18 protein-coding genes are annotated in these 19,848 nt (G+C 65.2%); 8 read left to right on the forward strand and 10 right to left on the reverse strand.

The genetic code is table 11. The features are described from left to right. The first annotated feature begins 1 nt into the window (after position 1). On the forward strand, positions 2 to 1,564 hold the full coding sequence (locus ACVW1C_RS14980; protein WP_456759083.1) for an AMP-binding protein: 1,563 nt from the start codon (positions 2 to 4) through the stop codon (positions 1,562 to 1,564). Positions 1,565 to 1,685: 121 nt separating this feature from the next. Here the strand turns inward: ACVW1C_RS14980 and ACVW1C_RS14985 are convergent, their stop codons facing one another. The 7 genes from ACVW1C_RS14985 to ACVW1C_RS15015 all read right to left on the reverse strand — a co-directional run bounded on the left by ACVW1C_RS14985 (position 1,686) and on the right by ACVW1C_RS15015 (position 8,248). After that, entirely contained in the window at positions 1,686 to 3,878 is a 2,193-nt protein-coding gene (locus ACVW1C_RS14985; RefSeq protein ID WP_456759084.1) for an ATP-binding protein, read from the reverse strand. Positions 3,879 to 4,113: 235 nt separating this feature from the next. Next, complete coding sequence (locus tag ACVW1C_RS14990; RefSeq protein WP_456759085.1) at positions 4,114 to 4,887, reverse strand: thioesterase family protein; 774 nt, start codon at positions 4,885 to 4,887, stop codon at positions 4,114 to 4,116. Continuing rightward, positions 4,887 to 5,858 (reverse strand): NAD(P)H-dependent flavin oxidoreductase, encoded by a 972-nt coding sequence (locus tag ACVW1C_RS14995; RefSeq protein ID WP_456759086.1) that lies wholly within the window; start codon positions 5,856 to 5,858, stop codon positions 4,887 to 4,889. The genes ACVW1C_RS14990 and ACVW1C_RS14995 overlap by 1 nt, the downstream gene beginning before the upstream one ends. Positions 5,859 to 6,029: 171 nt before the next feature. Beyond that, the gene (locus ACVW1C_RS15000; protein WP_456763086.1) at positions 6,030 to 6,518 is read right to left on the reverse strand and encodes a hypothetical protein; all 489 of its coding nucleotides are present in this window, start codon (positions 6,516 to 6,518) and stop codon (positions 6,030 to 6,032) included. 124 nt (positions 6,519 to 6,642) lie between these two features. Beyond that, positions 6,643 to 7,224: a YqaA family protein gene (locus ACVW1C_RS15005; RefSeq protein ID WP_173643797.1), complete on the reverse strand. Its 582-nt coding sequence runs from the start codon at positions 7,222 to 7,224 to the stop codon at positions 6,643 to 6,645. Between the two features lie 63 nt (positions 7,225 to 7,287). Further along, complete coding sequence (gene hisE, locus ACVW1C_RS15010; RefSeq protein ID WP_456759087.1) at positions 7,288 to 7,689, reverse strand: phosphoribosyl-ATP diphosphatase; 402 nt, start codon at positions 7,687 to 7,689, stop codon at positions 7,288 to 7,290. 124 nt (positions 7,690 to 7,813) lie between these two features. Beyond that, positions 7,814 to 8,248, reverse strand: coding sequence for a hypothetical protein (locus tag ACVW1C_RS15015; protein WP_456759088.1), 435 nt, complete (start codon positions 8,246 to 8,248; stop codon positions 7,814 to 7,816). Positions 8,249 to 8,510: 262 nt separating this feature from the next. On the opposite strand from ACVW1C_RS15015, the gene ACVW1C_RS15020 reads away from it, so the two are divergent. The 6 genes from ACVW1C_RS15020 to ACVW1C_RS15045 all read left to right on the forward strand — a co-directional run bounded on the left by ACVW1C_RS15020 (position 8,511) and on the right by ACVW1C_RS15045 (position 16,268). Further along, positions 8,511 to 9,566, forward strand: coding sequence for an ABC transporter substrate-binding protein (locus ACVW1C_RS15020; RefSeq protein ID WP_456759089.1), 1,056 nt, complete (start codon positions 8,511 to 8,513; stop codon positions 9,564 to 9,566). A 242-nt stretch (positions 9,567 to 9,808) separates the two neighbouring features. Then, the gene (locus tag ACVW1C_RS15025; RefSeq protein WP_456759090.1) at positions 9,809 to 11,587 is read left to right on the forward strand and encodes a glucan ABC transporter ATP-binding protein/ permease; all 1,779 of its coding nucleotides are present in this window, start codon (positions 9,809 to 9,811) and stop codon (positions 11,585 to 11,587) included. A 252-nt stretch (positions 11,588 to 11,839) separates the two neighbouring features. Continuing rightward, on the forward strand, positions 11,840 to 13,231 hold the full coding sequence (locus tag ACVW1C_RS15030; protein WP_456763087.1) for a D-alanyl-D-alanine carboxypeptidase family protein: 1,392 nt from the start codon (positions 11,840 to 11,842) through the stop codon (positions 13,229 to 13,231). A gap of 175 nt (positions 13,232 to 13,406) precedes the next feature. Further along, entirely contained in the window at positions 13,407 to 15,089 is a 1,683-nt protein-coding gene (locus ACVW1C_RS15035; RefSeq protein ID WP_456759091.1) for a long-chain-fatty-acid--CoA ligase, read from the forward strand. A gap of 27 nt (positions 15,090 to 15,116) precedes the next feature. Further along, positions 15,117 to 15,674 (forward strand): DUF924 family protein, encoded by a 558-nt coding sequence (locus ACVW1C_RS15040; RefSeq protein WP_176528954.1) that lies wholly within the window; start codon positions 15,117 to 15,119, stop codon positions 15,672 to 15,674. Positions 15,675 to 15,782: 108 nt separating this feature from the next. Continuing rightward, complete coding sequence (locus ACVW1C_RS15045; protein ID WP_097673720.1) at positions 15,783 to 16,268, forward strand: peroxiredoxin; 486 nt, start codon at positions 15,783 to 15,785, stop codon at positions 16,266 to 16,268. A 183-nt stretch (positions 16,269 to 16,451) separates the two neighbouring features. On the opposite strand, the gene rnhA is transcribed toward ACVW1C_RS15045, so the two are convergent. Genes rnhA through ispH form a run of 3 tightly spaced genes read right to left on the reverse strand, consistent with a single transcriptional unit; the run spans position 16,452 to position 18,861 of the window. Further along, positions 16,452 to 16,913, reverse strand: a complete 462-nt coding sequence (gene rnhA / locus ACVW1C_RS15050) for a ribonuclease HI (RefSeq protein ID WP_171947839.1) — start codon at positions 16,911 to 16,913, stop codon at positions 16,452 to 16,454. Beyond that, entirely contained in the window at positions 16,901 to 17,881 is a 981-nt protein-coding gene (locus tag ACVW1C_RS15055; RefSeq protein WP_456759092.1) for a homoserine kinase, read from the reverse strand. The genes rnhA and ACVW1C_RS15055 overlap by 13 nt, the downstream gene beginning before the upstream one ends. 5 nt (positions 17,882 to 17,886) lie before the next feature. Next, positions 17,887 to 18,861: a 4-hydroxy-3-methylbut-2-enyl diphosphate reductase gene (gene ispH / locus ACVW1C_RS15060; protein ID WP_173643790.1), complete on the reverse strand. Its 975-nt coding sequence runs from the start codon at positions 18,859 to 18,861 to the stop codon at positions 17,887 to 17,889. Between the two features lie 229 nt (positions 18,862 to 19,090). On the opposite strand from ispH, the gene ACVW1C_RS15065 reads away from it, so the two are divergent. Continuing rightward, positions 19,091 to 19,786, forward strand: a complete 696-nt coding sequence (locus tag ACVW1C_RS15065) for a DUF1013 domain-containing protein (protein ID WP_456759093.1) — start codon at positions 19,091 to 19,093, stop codon at positions 19,784 to 19,786. Positions 19,787 to 19,848 lie beyond the last annotated feature (62 nt).

The raw sequence follows: 19,848 nt of genomic DNA on the forward strand, positions 1-19,848 counted from the left end.
GATGAGCAATCCGCTCTATGCATTTCCGGCGGTGTGCGAGCAGACCTTGCGGGCACTGGCACGCTATCCGAGCCGCACGGCCTTCGCCTGGCCGGGCGGCTCGCTCAACTATCAGGGCGCGACCGACCTGATCGGACGGATGCAGAGCGTATTCATGCGGCTCGGCTTCGCGCCGGGCACCCGCGTCGCGCTGCTCACCGCCAACCGCGCCGACAGCTGGTGCGCCGGCGTCGCCGCGCAATTGTCGCGGCTCGCGATCACCTGGCTGCACCCGCTCGGCTCGCTCGACGACCAGCTGTTCCAGATCGAGGACTCCGAGGCCGAGATGCTGATCGTCGACGGCATCACGTTTCGCGATCGTGGCGGCGAGCTCGCCGCCAAGGCCGCCGGCCTGAAGACCGTGTTCACGCTCGGCCCGGCGGATTACGGCGCCGACCTGTTGCAGGTCGTCGAGGATGCCGGCAGCGCGACCGCGAAGAACTTCGCTCGCGAAGACGACATCTCGACCCTGAACTACACCGGCGGCACGACCGGCAAATCCAAGGGCGCGCTGCGCTATCACCGCGAATATGGCGGCTTCGCCGCCGCCATCCTCGCCGACTTCGAGATTCCGGAGACGCCGCGCTACCTGACGGTGGCGCCGATCAGCCATGTCGCCGGCACCAAGGTGCTGCCGACGTTGATGCGCGGCGGCACCGTGCACATGCTGAAGGGGTTCGATCCGGAAGCCGTGTTCAAGACCATCGAGCGCGAGAAGATCAACTTCACGCTGTTCGTGCCGACCATGATCTATGTGATGCTGGATCATCCGGCGCTGCCCAGAACCGACCTCTCCTCGCTCGAGCTGTTGCTCTACGGCGCATCCGCGATGTCGCCGAGCCGGCTGGTCGAGGGCATCGAGCGGATCGGCCCGGTGTTCTCGCAGCTTTATGGCCAGACCGAGTGCTATCCGGTCTCGGTGCTGCGCAAGGCGGACCATGACCCGAAGACGCCGGAGCTGTTCCTTTCCTGCGGCTTCCCGATCACCGCCTGTCAGGTGAATATCCTCGATCAGGACGACCAGGAGGTCGCGACCGGCGAGGCCGGCGAGATCTGCGTGCGCGCCACGCATGTGATGGCCGAATACTGGAAGCGGCCCGACATCACGGCGGAGACGCTGAAGAGCGGCTGGCTGCACACCGGCGACATCGCACGCAAGGACGAGCGCGGCTACATGTTCATCCTCGACCGCAAGAAGGACATGATCGTCTCCGGCGGCTTCAACATCTTTCCACGCGAAGTCGAGGATGTGCTGTCGCAGCACGCCGACGTCGCGATGGTCGCGGTGGTCGGCGTGCCCGACGACAAATGGGGCGAGGCCGTCACCGCCGTCGTGGTGGCGCGCGAAGGCGCTGTGCCCGACGCGGACGAGCTGATCAGCCTCGTGAAGGCAAAGAAGGGCTCGGCGCACGCGCCGAAGCAGATCCAGTTCGTCAAGGAGCTGCCGATGACCGGCGTCGGCAAGGTCGACAAGAAGGTGCTGAAGGCGCGCTTCTGGTCCGGCCGCGACCGCATGGTGGGGTGAGGCTGTAGTGCGACCACGTCTATCACCGTTGTCGTGAGGTGCGCGCTCTTGCGCGCCTCGAAGGATGCACGGCCCGATGTTTCAGCATGCGTCTCGGCCCATCGCGGCGGCAGCCGGGCCGTCACCCTTCGAGACGCCGCTTCGCGGCTCCTGAGGGTGACGGTGAAAAAGTACGGGCAGCCGCACCGACAGCGTGCTGGTCGCTCGCTGCCCCCTGCCCCAGCAGCTGATCGAGCCGCTCGCGCAGCTGATCCTGGTGGTAGGGCTTGGCCAGCCGCGGCAGGTCGACCTGGGTGCCGTCGGGCAGTTCGGCATAGCCGGTGGCGAGCAGGACGACGAGATGCGGGCGCAACTCGCGCGAGGCCGCGGCGAGTTCGAGGCCGGTCATGCCGGGCATCACGTGATCGGTCATCATCAGGTCGATCTGCTGGTCGCTCCGGAGGATATCGAGCGCGTGCGGTCCGGAACTGGCGCCGATCACGCGATGGCCGAGGTCCTCCAGCATCTCCATGGTCGACATCGCAATCAGTGAATCGTCGTCGACCAGCAGGATCACCGCCGAGCGCTTGACCTTCTGCGCCGCAGGCGCCGGGCTCTCCACCGCCGGCGCTGTTGTCGCGACCGGCAGCACCAGCACGGCCGTGGTGCCTTTGCCGACCGCGCTCGACAGCTGCAGCGTGCCGCCGAGCTGCACCGCGAGCCCATGCACCATCGACAGGCCGAGCCCGGTCCCCTTGCCCACCGGCTTCGACGAGAAGAACGGCTCGATCGCCCGCTTCAGCACGTCCGGCGACATGCCGCTGCCGCTGTCGACCACCGACAGCTTCAGGTAATTGCCCGGCTGCAGCGCGGGATCGCTCCTGGCCTGATCGCTCCTGACCTGATTGTCGCTCTTGGCCTGATCATTCTTGACCCGCCATGCCGCGAGGCGGATTTCGATCACGCCGCCATCCGGCATCGCATCGCGCGCGTTGATCGCAAGGTTGAGCACCGCAAGCTCGAGCTGGTTGGTGTCGACGCAGGCCGGCGGCAGTCCGTCCGGGATATCGAGCCGCAGCGTGATGCGCGGCCCGAGCGAGCGCTCGAGCAATTCGCTCATATTGCGCACCAGCGCGCCGAGATCGACCGGCACCGCGCGCAGATCCTGCTGCCGTGCGAAGGCCAATAGCCGTTGCGTCAGGGAGGCACCGCGCTCTGCGCCCTGCAACGCGCCATCGACCAGCCGGCGCAGGCGCGGGTCCTCCGGCATCCGCTTGCGCAGCAGATCGAGATTGCCCATCACGGCCATCAGCAGATTGTTGAAGTCGTGCGCGACGCCGCCGGTGAGCTGGCCAATTGCCTCCATCTTCTGTGCATGGCGGAGCTGTTCCTGCGCCCGCTCGCGCGCGGCGACCTCCTTCATCAGGTCGGCGGTGCGCTGTTCGACCCGCTGCTCCAGCGTCGCGGTGAGCTCGGCAAGCGCGGTGCGCTCCGCGGCGAGCTGCGCCAGCAGTGCCTCGCGCTCGATCTCCGCGGTCTTGCGCGCGGTGATGTCGGAGCAGACCCCGACCAGCGATCGGATGCTGCCGTCGGGCCGGCGCACCGCGCGGGCGCGGACGTCGACCCAGTGCTGGGTGCCATCGGGCCAGATGTTGCGATACTCGATCCTGTAATCCGCGCCGGTGCGCAGCGTTTGCGCGACGATTTCGCTGCGGCGGGCGCGGTCATCGGGATGCACCGCGTCGAGCAGATCCTGATAGGTGAAGGGATCGCGAGGCTTGCGCCCGAAGAACGTCTTGCAGGTCGGCGACGCCTCGAGCGCGAAATCCGGCAGATGAAGTTCGAGCGCGCCGAGATGGCCGGCATCGAGCGCGGTCTGCAACAGGTCTTCGCTCTCGGTCAGGTCTTCCAGTATCTGGCGGGTCTGGTACTGGCGGCGGCGGCCGCGTACCGCCGCCGCGACCAGGCTCACCAGCGTGGTCGGATGGAATGGACGCTCGATGAAGGTGACGTTGCCGAGCACGCGGCCGAGCCGCGCCGCTTCAGGATTGCGCTCGGGCCCGCCCTTCTCGCTCATCAGCACGATGGGAAAATCCGACCATGACGGCTGCTCGTTCAGCCAGCGCGTCAGGCCGGCAACGTCGGCGGTCCTGATCGCCTCATCGGCAATGATGGCAAGGCCCGCCCCGCTCGCGACCTGGTGCTCGAGCTCGGCGAGGTCGCCGCAGATGTTGGCATAGTAGCCGGCTTCCTTGATCAGGTGGGCGGTCTTGACGGCGTGCCGCTCGCTCGCGGCGAGGATGACCGCGCGTTCCGAGGACGGGCCGGGCTTCACCGCGAGGCTCCGGGCAACCGCGCAGCACCGATACCACCTGCCCGCAACGCACACGGCCGCCGGACGGCCTTGGCCAGGAAACCGGCAGCGAGATCGATGCGCGTCATGACACCCCCTAACCAGACCAAAACTCGTTGGTGCCGCCAACCGTTCCGGAGGCGCAGGGGTATTTTTGCACAAGGGCGGCCGCGCCGGGCTCCTTCTCTCCATCGTGGCGGCTGAAACCGGCCCGGCGCTAGCGCCGCTCGATCACGAGGCTCTGGACGGTACGGCCGAAATAGCCGCGCTGGTCGGCGAGCCGCGACATCGCAAGCCCTGCGCCGTTAGGCCCGATCCAGGACTCGCTGTCGAGCAGGACCCAGTCGCCGACCGGCTCGCGCGCCAAGCTCACGGTGAGATCGGCATTAATGAAGGTCCACCGGCTGAAATCGAGCGCCGGCGAAACGCCGTTGGAGAAATCCGAGGCGACCACTGCGCGCATCGCCTGCGAGACGGCGACGCCCGCGATCAGCGGCTGGTTGACGCGGAACCAGATCGCGCCTGGGCCCAGCACGCCGAAGCGGCCGCGCGCGGCGCGCATCGAGATATTTTTCACGAACGGACTATTCGCGAGGTTGCCCAGCTCGACGATGCTTTCGTCGGGGCCCGGCAGATCGACCGGAAGGGCTGCGACATCCGGCGGCAGCTCGGCCACCTGCTGCTTGATCTTGAGCACGGTGGCCGAGACGACGAGAACGCCGTCGGCGAGAAGTCTGACGCCGCAGAGCTGGATCTTGCGGCCGTCGCGCAGGATCTCGCTCGAGACCGTCAGCGGCGCCACCGGCACCGGACGCATCAGGTCGATCGTGACCCGCGCGATCCGCATCGGCACCGGCGTGGGGATGGCTTCTGCGGCCCACACCACCAGGGCGGCCGGCGCGGAACCGTGCTGCATCCGCGGGTCCCATGGACCCGCGGCATCGGGACTGGTGACGACGCGGTCGCCGTCAACGCGAAAGATCGGCTCCATCACGCAAGCGCCGGATCGACTGCTTCGTCATACTCTTTCCTGAACCGCGCGATCAGCTCGGCCGCGGGCACCACCTTGGAGATGCTGCCGACGCCCTGGCCGGAGCCCCAGATCTCCTTCCAGGCCTTCGGCTTGGCGCGCTCGCCCGATGCATCGGTGCCGAAGCTCATCTTCGAAGGATCGGAGGTCGGCAGGTTTTCCGGATCCATGCCGGCCGCGACGATCGACGGCTTCAAATAATTGCCGTGCACGCCGGTGAACAGATTGGAGTAGACGATGTCCTCGGCGGACGAATTGGTGATCATGCTCTTGTAGCCCTCGACCGCGTTCGCCTCTTTGGTCGCGATGAAGGCGGAGCCGATATAGGCGAAGTCGGCGCCGATGATGCGCGCCGCGCGAATGGCGCGGCCATTGGCGATGGTGCCCGACAGCGCGATCGGCCCGTCGAACCACTGCCGCGTCTCCGACACGAACGGGAACGGCGACAGCGTGCCGGCATGGCCGCCGGCGCCGGCTGCAACCAGGATCAGGCCGTCGGCGCCCTTCTCGATCGCCTTGTGCGCGAACTTCTGGTTGATCACGTCGTGGAACACGATGCCGCCCCAGCCGTGGACGGCCTGGTTCAGCTCCTCGCGCGCGCCGAGCGAGGAGATGATCATCGGCACCTTGTGCTTCTCGCAAAGCGCCATGTCGTGATCGAGCCGGTTGTTCGACTTGTGCACGATCTGGTTCACCGCGAACGGCGCTGACGGCCGCTCCGGATGCGCCTTGTCGTAGGCGGCGAGCTCTTCCTTGATCCGGTACAGCCATTCGTCCAGCAGTTCCGGCGGCCGCGCGTTCAGCGACGGGAACGAGCCGACCACACCGGCCTTGCACTGGGCGATGACGAGGTCGGGCACCGAGATGATGAACAGCGGTGCCCCGATCACGGGAAGAGACAGGCGGCCCTTGAACAGAGCAGGCATGGACATTGGCGGCGGATCCTCAAGTTGGTTGGTCTCGAATGGTGACCGTGATACCAACAAGGCAATCTTTCCAGTGTCAAGTATTGCGTTACGGCGCTGCAAAAAGGATGACAAAACCTCATCCAGACGTCGTATTTTCGAGGGGATCTGGCATCCCAGACGCAGTTTCGACCGCCTCTATTGGCAGACCGCCCGTGTCACGAAATTTTCCGTCTTGCAGTCGTTCGGCCCGCGCTTGTGGCCCGGCAGATAGACCAGCGGCGAGCATTTCTCAGAGGCATCGGTATCGATGCTCTTGCCCTCCTTGAACCCCTTGCTCTGGCACAGCCGGTCGGCGCCGATCTTGCAGTCCGGCGCGCCGTTCGAGGCCACCGCGCAGGCCGCGCGCCCGGTCACCATCGTCGAGGGGCGCGCAATGTTCGACAGATCGTTGATGGTCTCGCCGGGGCTCTTCAGCTGTGGCAGCGCCGACTTCGACTTCTCGAACAGCTTTCCGATTTCGTTGATCAGCCCGGGATTCTCGCGCTCGACCGGCGCAGGCGGCAGCTCGATCTGTTGCGGTTGAGACTCAACAGGCTGCGACTGCACGCCGAGCGCGGGCGGCGCAGTCTGCGCCCGTGCGCTGTCGGTCGCAGGCAGCGCCATCGACAGCGCAAGGCCCGCCATTGCAACGCACGCCTTGGCGGGATTGAGTCTCGCGAGATTCACCGGTCGTCGATTCCATCAGCCAACGCAGCGACCGTAGTCCGAAGCCGTCCGCGAGCAAAGACGCGAACAGCTAGAACTTTGGTCAGATCAGCTTGAATGCGACAACAAAGCCCAGCACCAGCACGATCGCGCCGATCGCGACCCACAGGCCGAGCCGCTTCTCGAGCTCGGCGCGGATGACATCGCCATAGCGGTTGAGCAGCACCGCGACAAAGAAGAAGCGGCCGCCGCGTGCGACGATCGAGCACAGGATGAACAGCCCGATGCTGTAGCCGGCAAAGCCCGACGTGATCGTCACGAGCTTGTAGGGGATCGGCGTCAGCCCCTTCACGAGGATGATCACGGCACCCCACTCGGCATAGGAGGCGCGGAACGCGTCGACCTTGTCGGACAGGCCATAGAGATGGATCAGCCACTGCCCGAGCGAGTCGTAGAGCAGCGCGCCGATCGCGTAGCCGAGCACGCCGCCGGCGACGGACGCGACGGTGCAGACGGCCGCGAACCACCAGGCCCGCTTCGGCCGCGCCAACGACATCGGCAACAGCATGATGTCAGGAGGGATCGGGAAGAAGGAGCTCTCGGCGAAGGCAACGGCGGCGAGAATCCAGAGTGCGTAGGGCTTGTCGGCCGCCGCGACGCACCAGTCGTAAATCCGTTTCAACATGGGCGCGATGAACCATCATGGAGCGGATTTGTCCATGCCGGGAATGGATCGAATTTAGTTGATTTACGACTGCCGTTTGCGCAGCCGGTTCTCCAGCGCGACAATTCGACGCCGAACCACCGGAACGGGCGCGGTCTTGGGCAGCTTGACGGGCGACTTCGGCAGCTTCTCGGCGATCCCGAGCAGGCGCTCGCGCCGCTCCATCTCGCGCCACACATCCCCCGGCCTCACGCCGGCCGAGGCCCAGAGCACCGTGAGATTGTAGAGCAGGTCCGCGCTCTCGCGGACCACGGCGTCCGGCTTGCCGCTGATGGCGTCGATCACGACCTCGACCGCTTCCTCGGCGAGCTTCTTGGCCATCTTGGCCGGCCCGCGCTGGAACAGCCGTGCCGTGCGCGAAACTGCCGGATCAAGATCCTTGGCCGCGATCACCGCCTGGTAAAGCCGCTCGATCGAATCACTCATCCTACGAGCCTAATCGAAACGCGTCGCCAGCGTGTTAACGGGCGAGCCGACAACGAAAAATCCACCGGCCTTGCAGCCGGTGGATTGATGCTTTGTGACAGTACTGAGAACCGCCGATGCGGCGTCAGTACGGCGTATAGGGCAGCTGCGAGCGGCGCCCGTAATAGCGGTGGTAACCATAGTACGGTCCGCCACCGTAGTAGACCGGACCACCATAATAGGCGGGACCACCATCGTAATAGGCCGGGCCGCCATAGTAGCCGTAGGAGTCGTAATAGTCGCGACGGTTCTGGGCTGCGGCGATCGCCAGACCCGTGCCGATGATCCCGGCGAACGCAGCCGCAGCCGCCGCGCCACCGCCGCCATAGTAACGACGGCGGGCGCTGATATCGGTCGCGCCGCTTATGCCGTGTGATGTGGTCACTGCGGTCGCCTTGCCCGCCGAGGCGGAGCCTGCGAACGCCATCGTCGGCTCGACGGCCGTCAACGCCACCGCGGCAACCGTTGCCAATGTGGCTGCGCGGCCAATGGACGAAAAAACACCCTTTCGCGCAAACATTGCAGTCATCCCTTGTGGAAGCCGGCCCGACGGGCCCTGGTGAGCTAACCACTACCCCTAGATTAGGTTCCCCAAACCGAATGCAAGCTGAACAACCTGGGGTTAATTCATGGCAGTCATCGGCTGTTCACCTTGCCTGAGGCAGGATGGCCGCAGATAACGCTTGAAATTGATGCTTGAATTGCACCCTGCCCTGGCGCATTCGATGTCATGAAGCAGGCGCAGCCGGCGCGGCACTTTGTCTCGCCTCCCGGATGTCATGATGCAGGTAAGTCGGACCACCGTTCTCCGCTGGATACTGGCCGGCGTGATCGGCCTTTCGGGCGGCGTGTGGCCGGCCGTCACGCCGTTGCGCGCCGGCGATGCGCCGCAGCCGCTCACTATCCAGTTCACGCTCGACCGTCCGCTTGATGCTGCCGCGGCCCCATTCGTGATGGCGTCGGCCGGCGGCCTGTTCAGCGCCGAGGGCCTTGCGGTCGGCACCAACGTCGCCACCAGCTCGGCGGATGCCATCGCGCGCGTCGCCGACGGCTCGAGCGATTTCGCCCTCGTCGACATCAACGCGCTGATCCGCTTTCGCGACAAGCCTGGTGCTGTCCCCGTCAAGGCGGTGTTCGTGCTGTTCAACCAGGCGCCTTATGCGATCATTGCCCGCAAGAGCCGTGGCATCAAGGCGCTGACCGACATCCAGGACAAGAACCTCGGCGTCGCCGAGGGCGACCTCTCGATCCGGCTGTGGCCCGCGGTCGCCAAGCAGAACGGCATCAAGCTTGCGAGCGTGAAGCAGAACACGATCAGCGCCGCGGTGCGCGAGCCGATGCTTTCCGCGGGCCAGATCGATGCCGTCACCGGCTTCTCCTATCTTTCGGCGATAAATCTGCGCGATCGCGGCGTGCCTGCCGACGATCTCGCGGTGCTGCGCTTCGCCGACTATGGCTGCGAGGCCTATGGGTTTGCCGTGATCGTCAGCCCGCGCCTTGCCGCGGCGAAGCCGGATGCGGTGAAAGGTTTCGTGCGCGCGGTGATCGGCGGCACCAACCTCGCCGTCAAGGACCCGGCCCGTGCCGCCGGCGAGGTGGTGAGCCGGATGGATGGCGGCTCGCGCGACCTGGAGCTCGAGCGGCTGGGCGCCATCATCCGCGACAACATCCTGACCGGCGAGGTGAAGCGCAACGGGCTTGGCGGCATCGAGGCGGAGCGCTTCGAGCGCTCGCTCGACCAGCTCGCGGAGGACTTCAAATTCCAGAAGCGGCCGCACGCTGCCGACATCTTTGACGACCAATTCCTGCCGCCGATCGATGGCCGGCTGGTGAACTAGGCCTCCCATCCACGTTATTGCGAGCGAAGCGAAGCAATCCATTGTCACAGAGCAAGCGGAAACATGGATTGCTTCGCTTCGCTCGCAATGACGTGGGTGCATCGGTACTCGGCCTCCGGATGAGGTCAACGGAATTGGATAACGCAGGAAGGGAAGCCATCGCCCGCTGGCCCTGCATCCCGAACCCTGATTAAATTGCGTCCCGCCTGACCGGGCGCCCACCGCTGACGAGTCCCGCCGGCATGTCCATGCTTCGCCTTTATACCCGCGTCCTCGAACTACTCGGCAAGGAGGCGCGGCTCGGCTGGATCCTCGCCGCCGCCAACATGCTGCTCGCCGGCGCGCAATTCGCCGAGCCGGTGCTGTTCGGCAAGATCGTCGACGTACTGTCGGGCCGGCCGGTCACGGGGCTGTTCGCGACCTCCTCGGCATGGCCGCTGCTCGCGGCCTGGGCGGCATTCGGCCTGTTCACGATCGGCTGCAGCGCGATCGTGGCGTTGCAGGCCGACCGGCTGGCACACCGCCAGCGCCAGGCGGTGCTGACGGATTATTTCGAGCACATCCTGCAGCTGCCGCTGACTTTCCACTCCGGCACCCATTCCGGGCGGCTGATGAAGGTGATGCTGAACGGCACCGACGCGCTGTGGCGGCTCTGGCTCGGCTTCTTCCGCGAACACTTCGCCGCGATCATGTCGCTGGTCGTGCTGTTGCCGCTCGCGCTCTACATCAACTGGCGGCTGGCGATCCTGCTGTTCGCGCTCTGCGTCGTGTTCACCGTGCTGACCACCCTGGTGGTGCGCAAGACCTACGGCATGCAGAGCGAGGTCGAGGCCTATTACAGCGACCTCTCGGCGCGTGCCTCCGACGCGCTCGGCAATGTCGCGCTGGTGCAGAGCTTCGTGCGGATCGATTCCGAGGTGCAGGGCCTGCGCTACGTCGCCGACAAGCTGCTCGCGGTGCAGATGCCGGTGCTGTCATGGTGGGCGCTGGTCACCGTGATCACGCGCGCCTCGACCACCATCACGGTGCTCGCGATCTTCACCGTCGGTATCGCGCTTCACAACGAGGGCCTCACCACGGTCGGCGAGATCGTGATGTTCGTCTCGTTCGCCACCATGCTGATCCAGAAGCTCGAGCAGGTGGTGAGCTTCATCAACAATGTGTTCATGGAAGCACCGCGACTGCAGGAGTTCTTCGACGTGCTCGATGCGGTCCCGGCGGTACGCGACCGGCCGGGCGCGGTCGATCCCGGCCGGCTGTCGGGGCTGGTCGAATTCAACGACGTCTCGTTCTCCTATGACGGCAAGCGACCGGCGATCGAGGACCTCACCTTCACCGCATTGCCCGGCCAGACCATCGCGCTGGTCGGCTCGACCGGCGCCGGTAAATCCACCGCGATCGCGCTGCTGCATCGGGCGTTCGATCCGCAATCCGGCATCATCAAGATCGACGGTATGGACATACGCGCGCTGAAGCTGACGGCGCTGCGGCGGAACATCGGCGTGGTGTTCCAGGAGGCGCTGTTGTTCAACCGCTCGCTCGCCGACAATCTGCGCGTCGGCAAGCCCGATGCGACCGACGAGGAACTGCGTACCGCCGCGGCGCGCGCGCAGGCGCTGGATTTCATCGAGCGCAGCGAAAAGAAGTTCGACACCCATGCCGGCGAGCGCGGCCGCATGCTGTCCGGCGGCGAACGGCAGCGGCTGTCGATTGCGCGCGCGCTGCTCAAGGATCCGCCGATCCTGATCCTCGACGAGGCGACCAGCGCGCTCGACGCCGTCACCGAGGCCAAGGTGAATGCTGCTCTCGACGAAGTGATGAAGGGCCGCACCACCTTCGTGATCGCGCACCGTCTCTCGACCATCCGCCACGCCACCCGCATCCTGTTGTTCGACCAGGGACGGGTGATCGAAAGCGGAACTTTCGATGAACTGGTGGCGAAAGGCGGGCGTTTTGCCGAACTCGCACGGGCCCAGTTCATGGTCCAGGACCAGGCGCGCGCCGGCATCGAGGCACCATAATTCTCCCCCTTTCCAATTGAGGCGGCTGCCGAAATTCAGCCGATTTCGTCCACGATATAATTGGCCGCCCTCTGTTCTCAGGTGGCAAGCCGGTATAGGTTTGCATCGCCGCAATGCGGCGCCGGACACGCTTGAAACCCGTACGTCACATCGCAAGACCTCCTTCTTGAAGGCGGGTCTCAAAGGACCGGAACCGTCGTGTATTTGCCTCGCCCGCTGCGCCCGTCGTTGAAATGGATTCTGGCCGTCGCGATGCTCGCCATCGCAACGCCGCAGATCGCGCAGGCCGAGGCGCTGCTGGTCGTCGAGGCCGATACCGGGAAGGTGCTGCAGGCCGACAATGCCACGATGCCGTGGTATCCGGCCTCGCTCAGCAAGCTGATGACCGCCTATGTGACGCTGAAGGCGGTCAAGGACGGCCGCGTGTCGCTCGACACGCTGCTCACGGTGTCGCCGACCGCGTCGTCGCAGTCGCCGTCGAAGATGGGCTTCCGGCCCGGCACCCAGGTCACCGTCGACAATGCGCTCAAGATGATGCTGGTGAAGTCGGCCAACGACATGGCCGTGGTGCTGGCCGAGGGCATCGGCGGTTCGATCGACGGCTTTGCCGCGATGATGAACGAGACCGCGCAGAAGCTCGGCATGACGCAAACGAGCTACGTCAACCCGAACGGCCTGCCCGCCGACGGCCAGATCACCTCGGCGCGCGACATGGCGATCCTCGCCCGCGCCATCATCCGCGACCTGCCGGAATACGAGTATTTCGTCCACATCCCCTCGATCCGCTTCGGCCGCCGCGTCACCCAGAACTTCAACAAGCTGATCGGCCGCTATCCCGGCGCCGACGGCTTCAAGACCGGCTTCATCTGCGCCTCCGGCTACAATCTCGTGGCGTCGGCGACGCGCGACGGCAAGCGGCTGATCGCCGTGGTGCTCGGCGCCTCCTCGGGCCGCATGCGCGCGATCCGCGCCGCGCAACTGCTGGATCGCGGCTTTGCCAATAACGGGCTTGCATGGCTGCGGCCCTCGCTCGGCACCGTCGACAATCTGGTGCCGATCGATTCCACCCCGCCGAACCTGCGTGAGGAGATGTGCGGCGCCAAGCACAAGAGGCCTGCCAGCGACGAGGATGGAGAAGACACCGTCGCCAGCGCCGGCGCGAGCACCAACGGCGACAGCGGCGTGAGCTTCTTCGCCTCGGGCCTGCAGGCCGCGATGCCGACAAAACCCGCCGACCTGCTGGCGCAGCCGGCGGCGGCGTCCGAGCCGGTCGTGGTTTATACGGGACCGACCAAGACCGGCGCTGCGTTGATCGCCGCGGTCGAGGCCGACACCGAGAAGCTGCAGCCGGCCAAGCGCGCCAAGGGCAAGCACACCCGTGTCGCCGGCAAGAAGTCCGATGCGGCTGATGACGCCAAGGGTGACAGCAAGAGCGCCTCCAAGTCGGACAATAAGCCGGCGGCCAAGCCCGTACGTCACGCCAACGCCAAGCCGGATGCCGCAGCTGCGAAGCCCGCTGCGGACAAGCCGGCCGCTGCAAAGCCTGCCGGCAAGCCGGCGACGACGGCAAAGCCTGTTGCGAAGCCCAAGGCCGAGAAGCCCAAGGCTGAGAAGCCGAAGGCCGACGCCAAGCCGGCAGGCTAGCAGAGCGCCCCCCTCCGATCTCCCAATGCGTCGATAGCGCGCAGCGGCTTGCCATTGGCCGCGGCATCGCTCAATACTGCCTGAAATAAAGCGGCCAAGATAATACGGCCCAGGGTCGGGAAACCCGGAAACAATCCGGGACATCAGCCGAATTTGAGAGAGGGGATTGACCACTATGGAGCGCATCTGGCTCAAGCATTATCCGGCCGGCGTGCCTGCCGATATCGACGTCACGCAATATTCGTCGCTGGTCGAATTGCTCGAGGAGAGCTTCAAGAAGTTCGCCGATCGCAAGGCGTTCATCTGCATGGACAAGGCGATCACCTATCGCGAGCTCGACGAGATGTCGACGGCGCTCGGCGCCTACCTGCAAAGCAAGGGCCTGCAGAAGGGCGCGCGGGTCGCGCTGATGATGCCGAACGTACTGCAATATCCGATCGCGATCGCCGCCGTGCTGCGCGCCGGCTATGCCGTGGTCAACGTCAATCCGCTCTATACCCCACGCGAGCTCGAGCATCAGCTCAAGGATTCCGGCGCGGAAGCGATCATCGTGCTGGAGAACTTTGCCACCACCGTGCAGAAGGTGCTGGCGAACACCGCGGTGAAGAACGTGATCGTCGGCAGCATGGGCGACCTGCTCGGCTTCAAGGGCGTGATCGTCAACCTGGTGGTGCGCCGGGTGAAGAAGATGGTGCCGGCCTGGTCGATCCCCGGCGCGGTCACGTTCAACGAGGCGCTGTCGGCCGGCCGCGGCATGAAGCTCAACAAGCCGGCGCTGACGCGCCAGGACGTCGCCTTCCTGCAATACACCGGCGGCACCACCGGCGTTTCCAAGGGCGCCACGCTGATCCACCAGAACGTGCTTGCCAACGTGCTGCAGAATGACGCCTGGCTGCAGCCGGCGCTGAAGAAGCCGCCGATCGTCGACCAGATGGTCATCGTCTGCGCGCTGCCGCTCTATCACATCTTCGCCCTGACTGCGTGCTACCTGCTGGGCGTGCGCTCCGGCGGCACCAATCTGCTGATCCCCAATCCGCGCGACATGGCCGGCTTCATCAAGGAGCTGGCGAAGTATCAGGTCAGCTTTTTTCCGGCAGTCAACACGCTCTATAATGGCCTGTTGAACACGCCAGGCTTCGACAAGCTGGATTTCTCCAAGCTGAAGATCGCCAATGGTGGCGGCATGGCGACGCAGAAGCCGGTCGCCGAGAAGTGGCTCAAGGTCACCGGCATTCCGCTCTCGGAAGGCTATGGGCTGTCGGAGACCTCGCCAACGCTGACCTGTAACCGCGCCGACATCGAAAGTTTCTCCGGTACGATCGGGCTGCCGGTGCCCTCGACCTTTCTGTCGATCCGTGACGACGAGGGCAACGAACTGCCGATCGGCCAGGCCGGCGAGATCTGCGCCAAGGGTCCGCAGGTGATGGCGGGCTACTGGAACAGGCCGGACGAGACCGCGCGCGTGATGACGTCGGACGGCTATTTCCGAACCGGCGACATCGGCGTGATGGACGAGAACGGCTACACCAAGATCGTCGACCGCAAGAAGGACATGATCCTGGTCTCGGGCTTCAACGTCTATCCGAACGAGATCGAGGAAGTGCTGGCGAGCCATCCGGGCGTGCTGGAATGCGCCGTGATCGGCGTGCCCGATGCGAAGTCCGGCGAGGCGGTGAAGGCCTTCGTCGTCAAGAAGGACCCGAACATCACGGCGGAGGACATCATCAAGTTCTGCGCCACCCAACTCACCGCCTACAAGGTGCCGAAGCAGATCGAGTTCAGGACCGACCTGCCGAAGACCAATGTCGGCAAGATCCTGCGCCGCGAGCTGCGCGACGAGAAGAAGGCCGCGGCCTGAAACACGTGATGCGGGTGTTGGACGGACATGACTGACGCGCGCATCGCGACGCCCGCCGATGTTATCACGTTCTGGCAAGAAGCCGGCCGCGACCGCTGGTACACGCGCGACGATGCCTTCGATGCCGAAATCCGCAGCCGCTTCCTTGCCACCTGGCAGAAGGCGGCTGCCGGCGAATTGTCGTCATGGGAGGCGAGCGACGAGGGCGCGCTGGCGCTGACCATCGTGCTCGACCAGTTTCCGCGAAACCTGTTTCGAGGCGACGCAAAGACCTTTTCAAGTGATGCGCTGGCGCGTGAAGTGGCACGGCGCGCCATCGACCGCGGCGTCGATGCGCGGACCGACCCGGTGCTGCGCGAATTCCTCTATCTGCCTTTCGAGCATTCGGAGGACCTCGACGACCAGCAGCGCTGCGTGACGCTGTTCCGGCAATATGACTGCCATCCCGACAACCTGAAATATGCCGAGGATCACGCCGACATCATCCGCCGGTTCGGCCGCTTCCCCCACCGTAACCGGGTGCTGGGTCGGGAAACCACCGCGGACGAGCAGGCCTTTCTCGACGCCGGCGGGTTTTCCGGCTGATGACGGAACGGTGACCGCGCTTCGGCATTGCCGTTCCCGCAGCAGATCGTATTGTGCCGCCCAACCACCGGGTTTAAGACAGTTCCGCTTCACCGAGGGAGAACACCGATGACGATCAATGTTGGCGACAAGCTGCCGGAAGCCAAGTTTCGCGTGATGACCGCCGAGGGGCCGCAGGTCAAAACCACCGACGACATTTTCAAGGGCAAGAAGGTCGCCCTGTTCGCGGTGCCCGGCGCCTACACCGGCACCTGCCACAAGATGCATCTGCCGAGCATCTTCCTCAACGCCTATGCCCTGAAGAACAAGGGCGTCGACACCATCGCGATCGTCTCGGTCAATGACGCCTTCGTGATGAACGCCTGGAAGCGCGACACCGACCAGCGCGACGAGGCCGTCTTCCTGGCCGACGGCAATGCCGACTTCACCAAGGCGATCGGCATGGAGCTCGACGCTTCCGGCAACGGCCTCGGCATCCGCTCCCACCGCTACTCGATGCTGGTCGAGGACGGCGTAGTGAAGAAGCTCAACAAGGAGCCGGCTCCGGGCAAGGTCGAGGTCTCCGGCGGCGACACGCTGCTCGGGCAGCTCTGAGCTGACGCTTTCGCCGCAAACTGGCTGTCATCGCCCGGCTCGACCGGTCGATCCAGTACGCCGCGGCCTCTCGTTTCAATGGCTACCGTTTCTGGAATACTGGATCGCCCGCTTTCGCGGGCGATGACAGTTTTGGGAATGGCGATAGCCGGGATCGCTGATGCGCAGCCGGCAAGCGCCGCCCTACCCCTTCAACCTCGCCATCGCCACGCCCTCGCGCGCCAGCTCGTCGGCGCGTTCGTTCTCGGCGTGGCCGGCATGGCCCTTGATCCAGTGCCAGCGCACCTCGTGCGGCTTCAGCGCGGCGTCGAGGCGCTGCCACAGCTCGACATTCTTCACCGGTTTCTTGTCGGCCGTGCGCCAGCCATTGCGCTTCCAGCCGTGAATCCATCCGGTAATGCCCTGGCGGACGTACTGGCTGTCAGTGGTGAGGTCGACCACACAGGGCTTCTTCAGGGCTTCCAGCGCCGAGATCGCCGCCATCAACTCCATGCGGTTGTTGGTGGTGTGCGCCTCGCCGCCCTTCAATTCCTTCTCGACGTCACCGAATCGGAGGATCGCGCCCCAGCCGCCCGGTCCTGGGTTTCCGGAGCAGGCACCATCGGTGAAGACAATCACATGCGGCTTGTCGCTCACGCCGCGCATCCTGCCGGCGTGATGCCGTAGTCGTTGATCGCAGCGACGTTCTGGTGGAAGCGCAGCTTGCGGACGTATTCCAGCGGGTCCTTCGGCTGCACCAGCGCACCCGCGGGCACGTTGAGGAAATCGACCAGGCGCGTCAGCAGGAAACGGAGCGCGGCGCCGCGCGCGAGCAGCGGCAGCGCGGCCTGTTCCGCCGCCGACAATTGCCGCTCGCGGTTATAGGCATTGAGCAGCGCGCGCGCCTTGGTGACGTTGAAGGAATGATCCGGCTCGAAGCACCAGGCGTTGAGGCAGATCGCGACGTCGTAGGCTAGGATGTCGTTGCAGGCGAATGGGAAGTCGATCAGGCCCGAGAGCTTGTCGCCGAGGAAGAAGACGTTGTCGGGAAACAGGTCGGCATGGATCACGCCGACCGGCAGGTCCACCGGCCACGCGGCTTCGAGATGATCGAGCTCGCGCGCGATGAAGTCATGCAATCCGGGCTGCACGCTGTCGGCCCGCGCGGCGGCGAGATCGAACAGCGGCCGCCAGCCGGAGACCGACAGCGGATTGTTGCGGACCAGTGGAAAGTCACGGCCGGCCAGATGCATTTTGGCCAGCGCGGCGCCGACGCCTGAGCAATGCGCCACGTTCGGCCGCCGCGGCCACATGCCTTCGAGGAAGTTGATGATCGCCGCCGGCCGGCCGGCGAGCCGGCTATAGACCTCGCCCTTGCGGTTACGCGCCGGCTGCGGGCACGACACCCCGCGCTCGGCGAGATGCGCCATCAGCGACAGGAAATACGGCAGGTCGTCCTCCGCCACGCGCTTCTCGTAGAGCGTGAGGATGTAGGCGCCCTGGCTGGTGTGCAGCAGGAAGTTCGAATTCTCGACGCCCTCGGCGATGCCCTTGTAGGAGAGCAATTCGCCGATGTCGTAGCTCTTGAGGAATTCCGCGAGGTCTTCGGCGGCAACGTCGGTGTAAACCGCCATATGGTCTATTCCGCGGCGGCAGCGTCGGGCCGCAGCGAACGCGGCAGCGGGAAGAACTCGTTCTCTTCCGCGGCCGAGACCGTCTCCACGTGAAGCTCGAAGCGCTCGGCGAAGGCGCCCATGATCTCCTCGACGATCACTTCCGGCGCCGAGGCGCCAGCGGTGATGCCGAGGCTCTTGATGCCTTCGAACCTGCTCCAGTCGATGTCGCTGGCACGTTGTGCAAGCACGGCAATGGGACAGCCCTCGCGCTCGGCGACCTCGCGCAGGCGCTGCGAGTTCGACGAGTTCGGCGCGCCGACCACGATCAGGGCATCGACCACCGGCGCCACCTTCTTGACCGCAAGCTGGCGGTTGGTGGTGGCGTAGCAGATGTCTTCCTTGTGCGGGCCGTTGACGTTCGGGAAGCGCTGCTTGAGCAGCGCCACGATCTCCGCGGTGTCGTCGATCGACAGCGTGGTCTGGGTCACGAAAGCGAGATTGTTGGGGTCCTTCGGGACGAAGGTCTTTGCATCCTCGGCGGTCTCGATCAGGGTCACGGCGCCGACCGGGAGCTGGCCCAAGGTGCCGACCACCTCGGGGTGATGGGAATGCCCGATCAGCAGGATCTCGCGGCCGCGCTTGAAATGGATCGCCGCCTCGCGGTGGACCTTGGTCACCAGCGGGCAGGTCGCGTCCAGCGAGAAGAAATTGCGGGATTTGGCCTCAGCCGGAACCGACTTGGGAACACCGTGGGCCGAAAATACCACCGGCGCGTTGGTATCGTCGGGGATTTCGGCCAGTTCCTCGACGAAAATGGCGCCTTTGGTCTTCAGGCTGTCGACGACATACTTGTTATGGACGATTTCGTGCCGGACGTAGACCGGGGCACCATAAATGGTGAGCGCGCGTTCGACCGTATCGATGGCGCGGACCACCCCGGCGCAAAAGCCGCGGGGGGAACAAAGCACGATTCTAAGATCGGGTTTTTTCGCTGACATCAGGCTGTCTCGGGGCAATCTCGGGACCGAATCACCCCTCGCCGGCGGGCGGGGAACGGCCAGTTAGGATAAGGACTTGGGACTGCTTTCGGGCGCTGTCAAGGCGATTTTGCTGGCCCATTGCGCCATTCCCCCCGGAGGGCTTATATAGGACCTATAATTCCCGTCATCGCCGATGACTACCAGCTTCGCCTCTACAGAGGTGGGCGAAGCACAAAGGAGATTTGCCATGAGCAACGCACCGCTGATGCCGAAGGCGACTGCCGTGTGGTTGGTCGATAATACCGCCCTGACGTTCGATCAGGTGGCCGATTTCACCAAAATGCACCCCCTGGAGGTGCGCGCCATCGCCGATGGCGACGCCGCCCAGGGCATCAAGGGCATGGACCCGATTTCCAACGGCCAACTGACCCGCGAGGAGATCGAGCGCGGCGAGCGCGACCAGAACTATCGCCTCAGGCTCCAGGAGAGCAAGGTGGTGCTGCCGACCGCCGCCAAGAAGAAGGGCCCGCGCTATACCCCGGTGTCGCGCCGCCACGAGCGGCCGAGCGCGATCCTCTGGCTGGTGCGCAACCACCCGGAGCTGAAGGACGCCCAGATCATGCGTCTGGTCGGCACCACCAAGACGACGATCGCCAGCGTGCGCGACCGCACCCACTGGAACGCCTCGACCCTGACCCCGATGGACCCGGTGACGCTCGGCCTGTGCTCGCAGATCGAGCTCGATTTCGAGGTGCAGCGCGCCGCCAAGGAGAAGCCGACCACGACCGTTTACGGCGGCGCCACGCTGCTGCCGGCGTCCGAGACCACACGCAAGGACGAGCTGGACGATCAGCCGATCGAGCGTCACGACGATCTCAACGTCGACGCCGTGTTCGCCAAGCTGAAGACGATCGGCGGCAAGAAGCCCGAAGACGAGGAGTAGGCGCCGGCTCCTTTCGCGAAGACCGGACTACGAAACGCGGCAGGGCAACCCGCCGCGTTTTT

The organism is Bradyrhizobium sp. USDA 4011 (assembly GCF_054063415.1).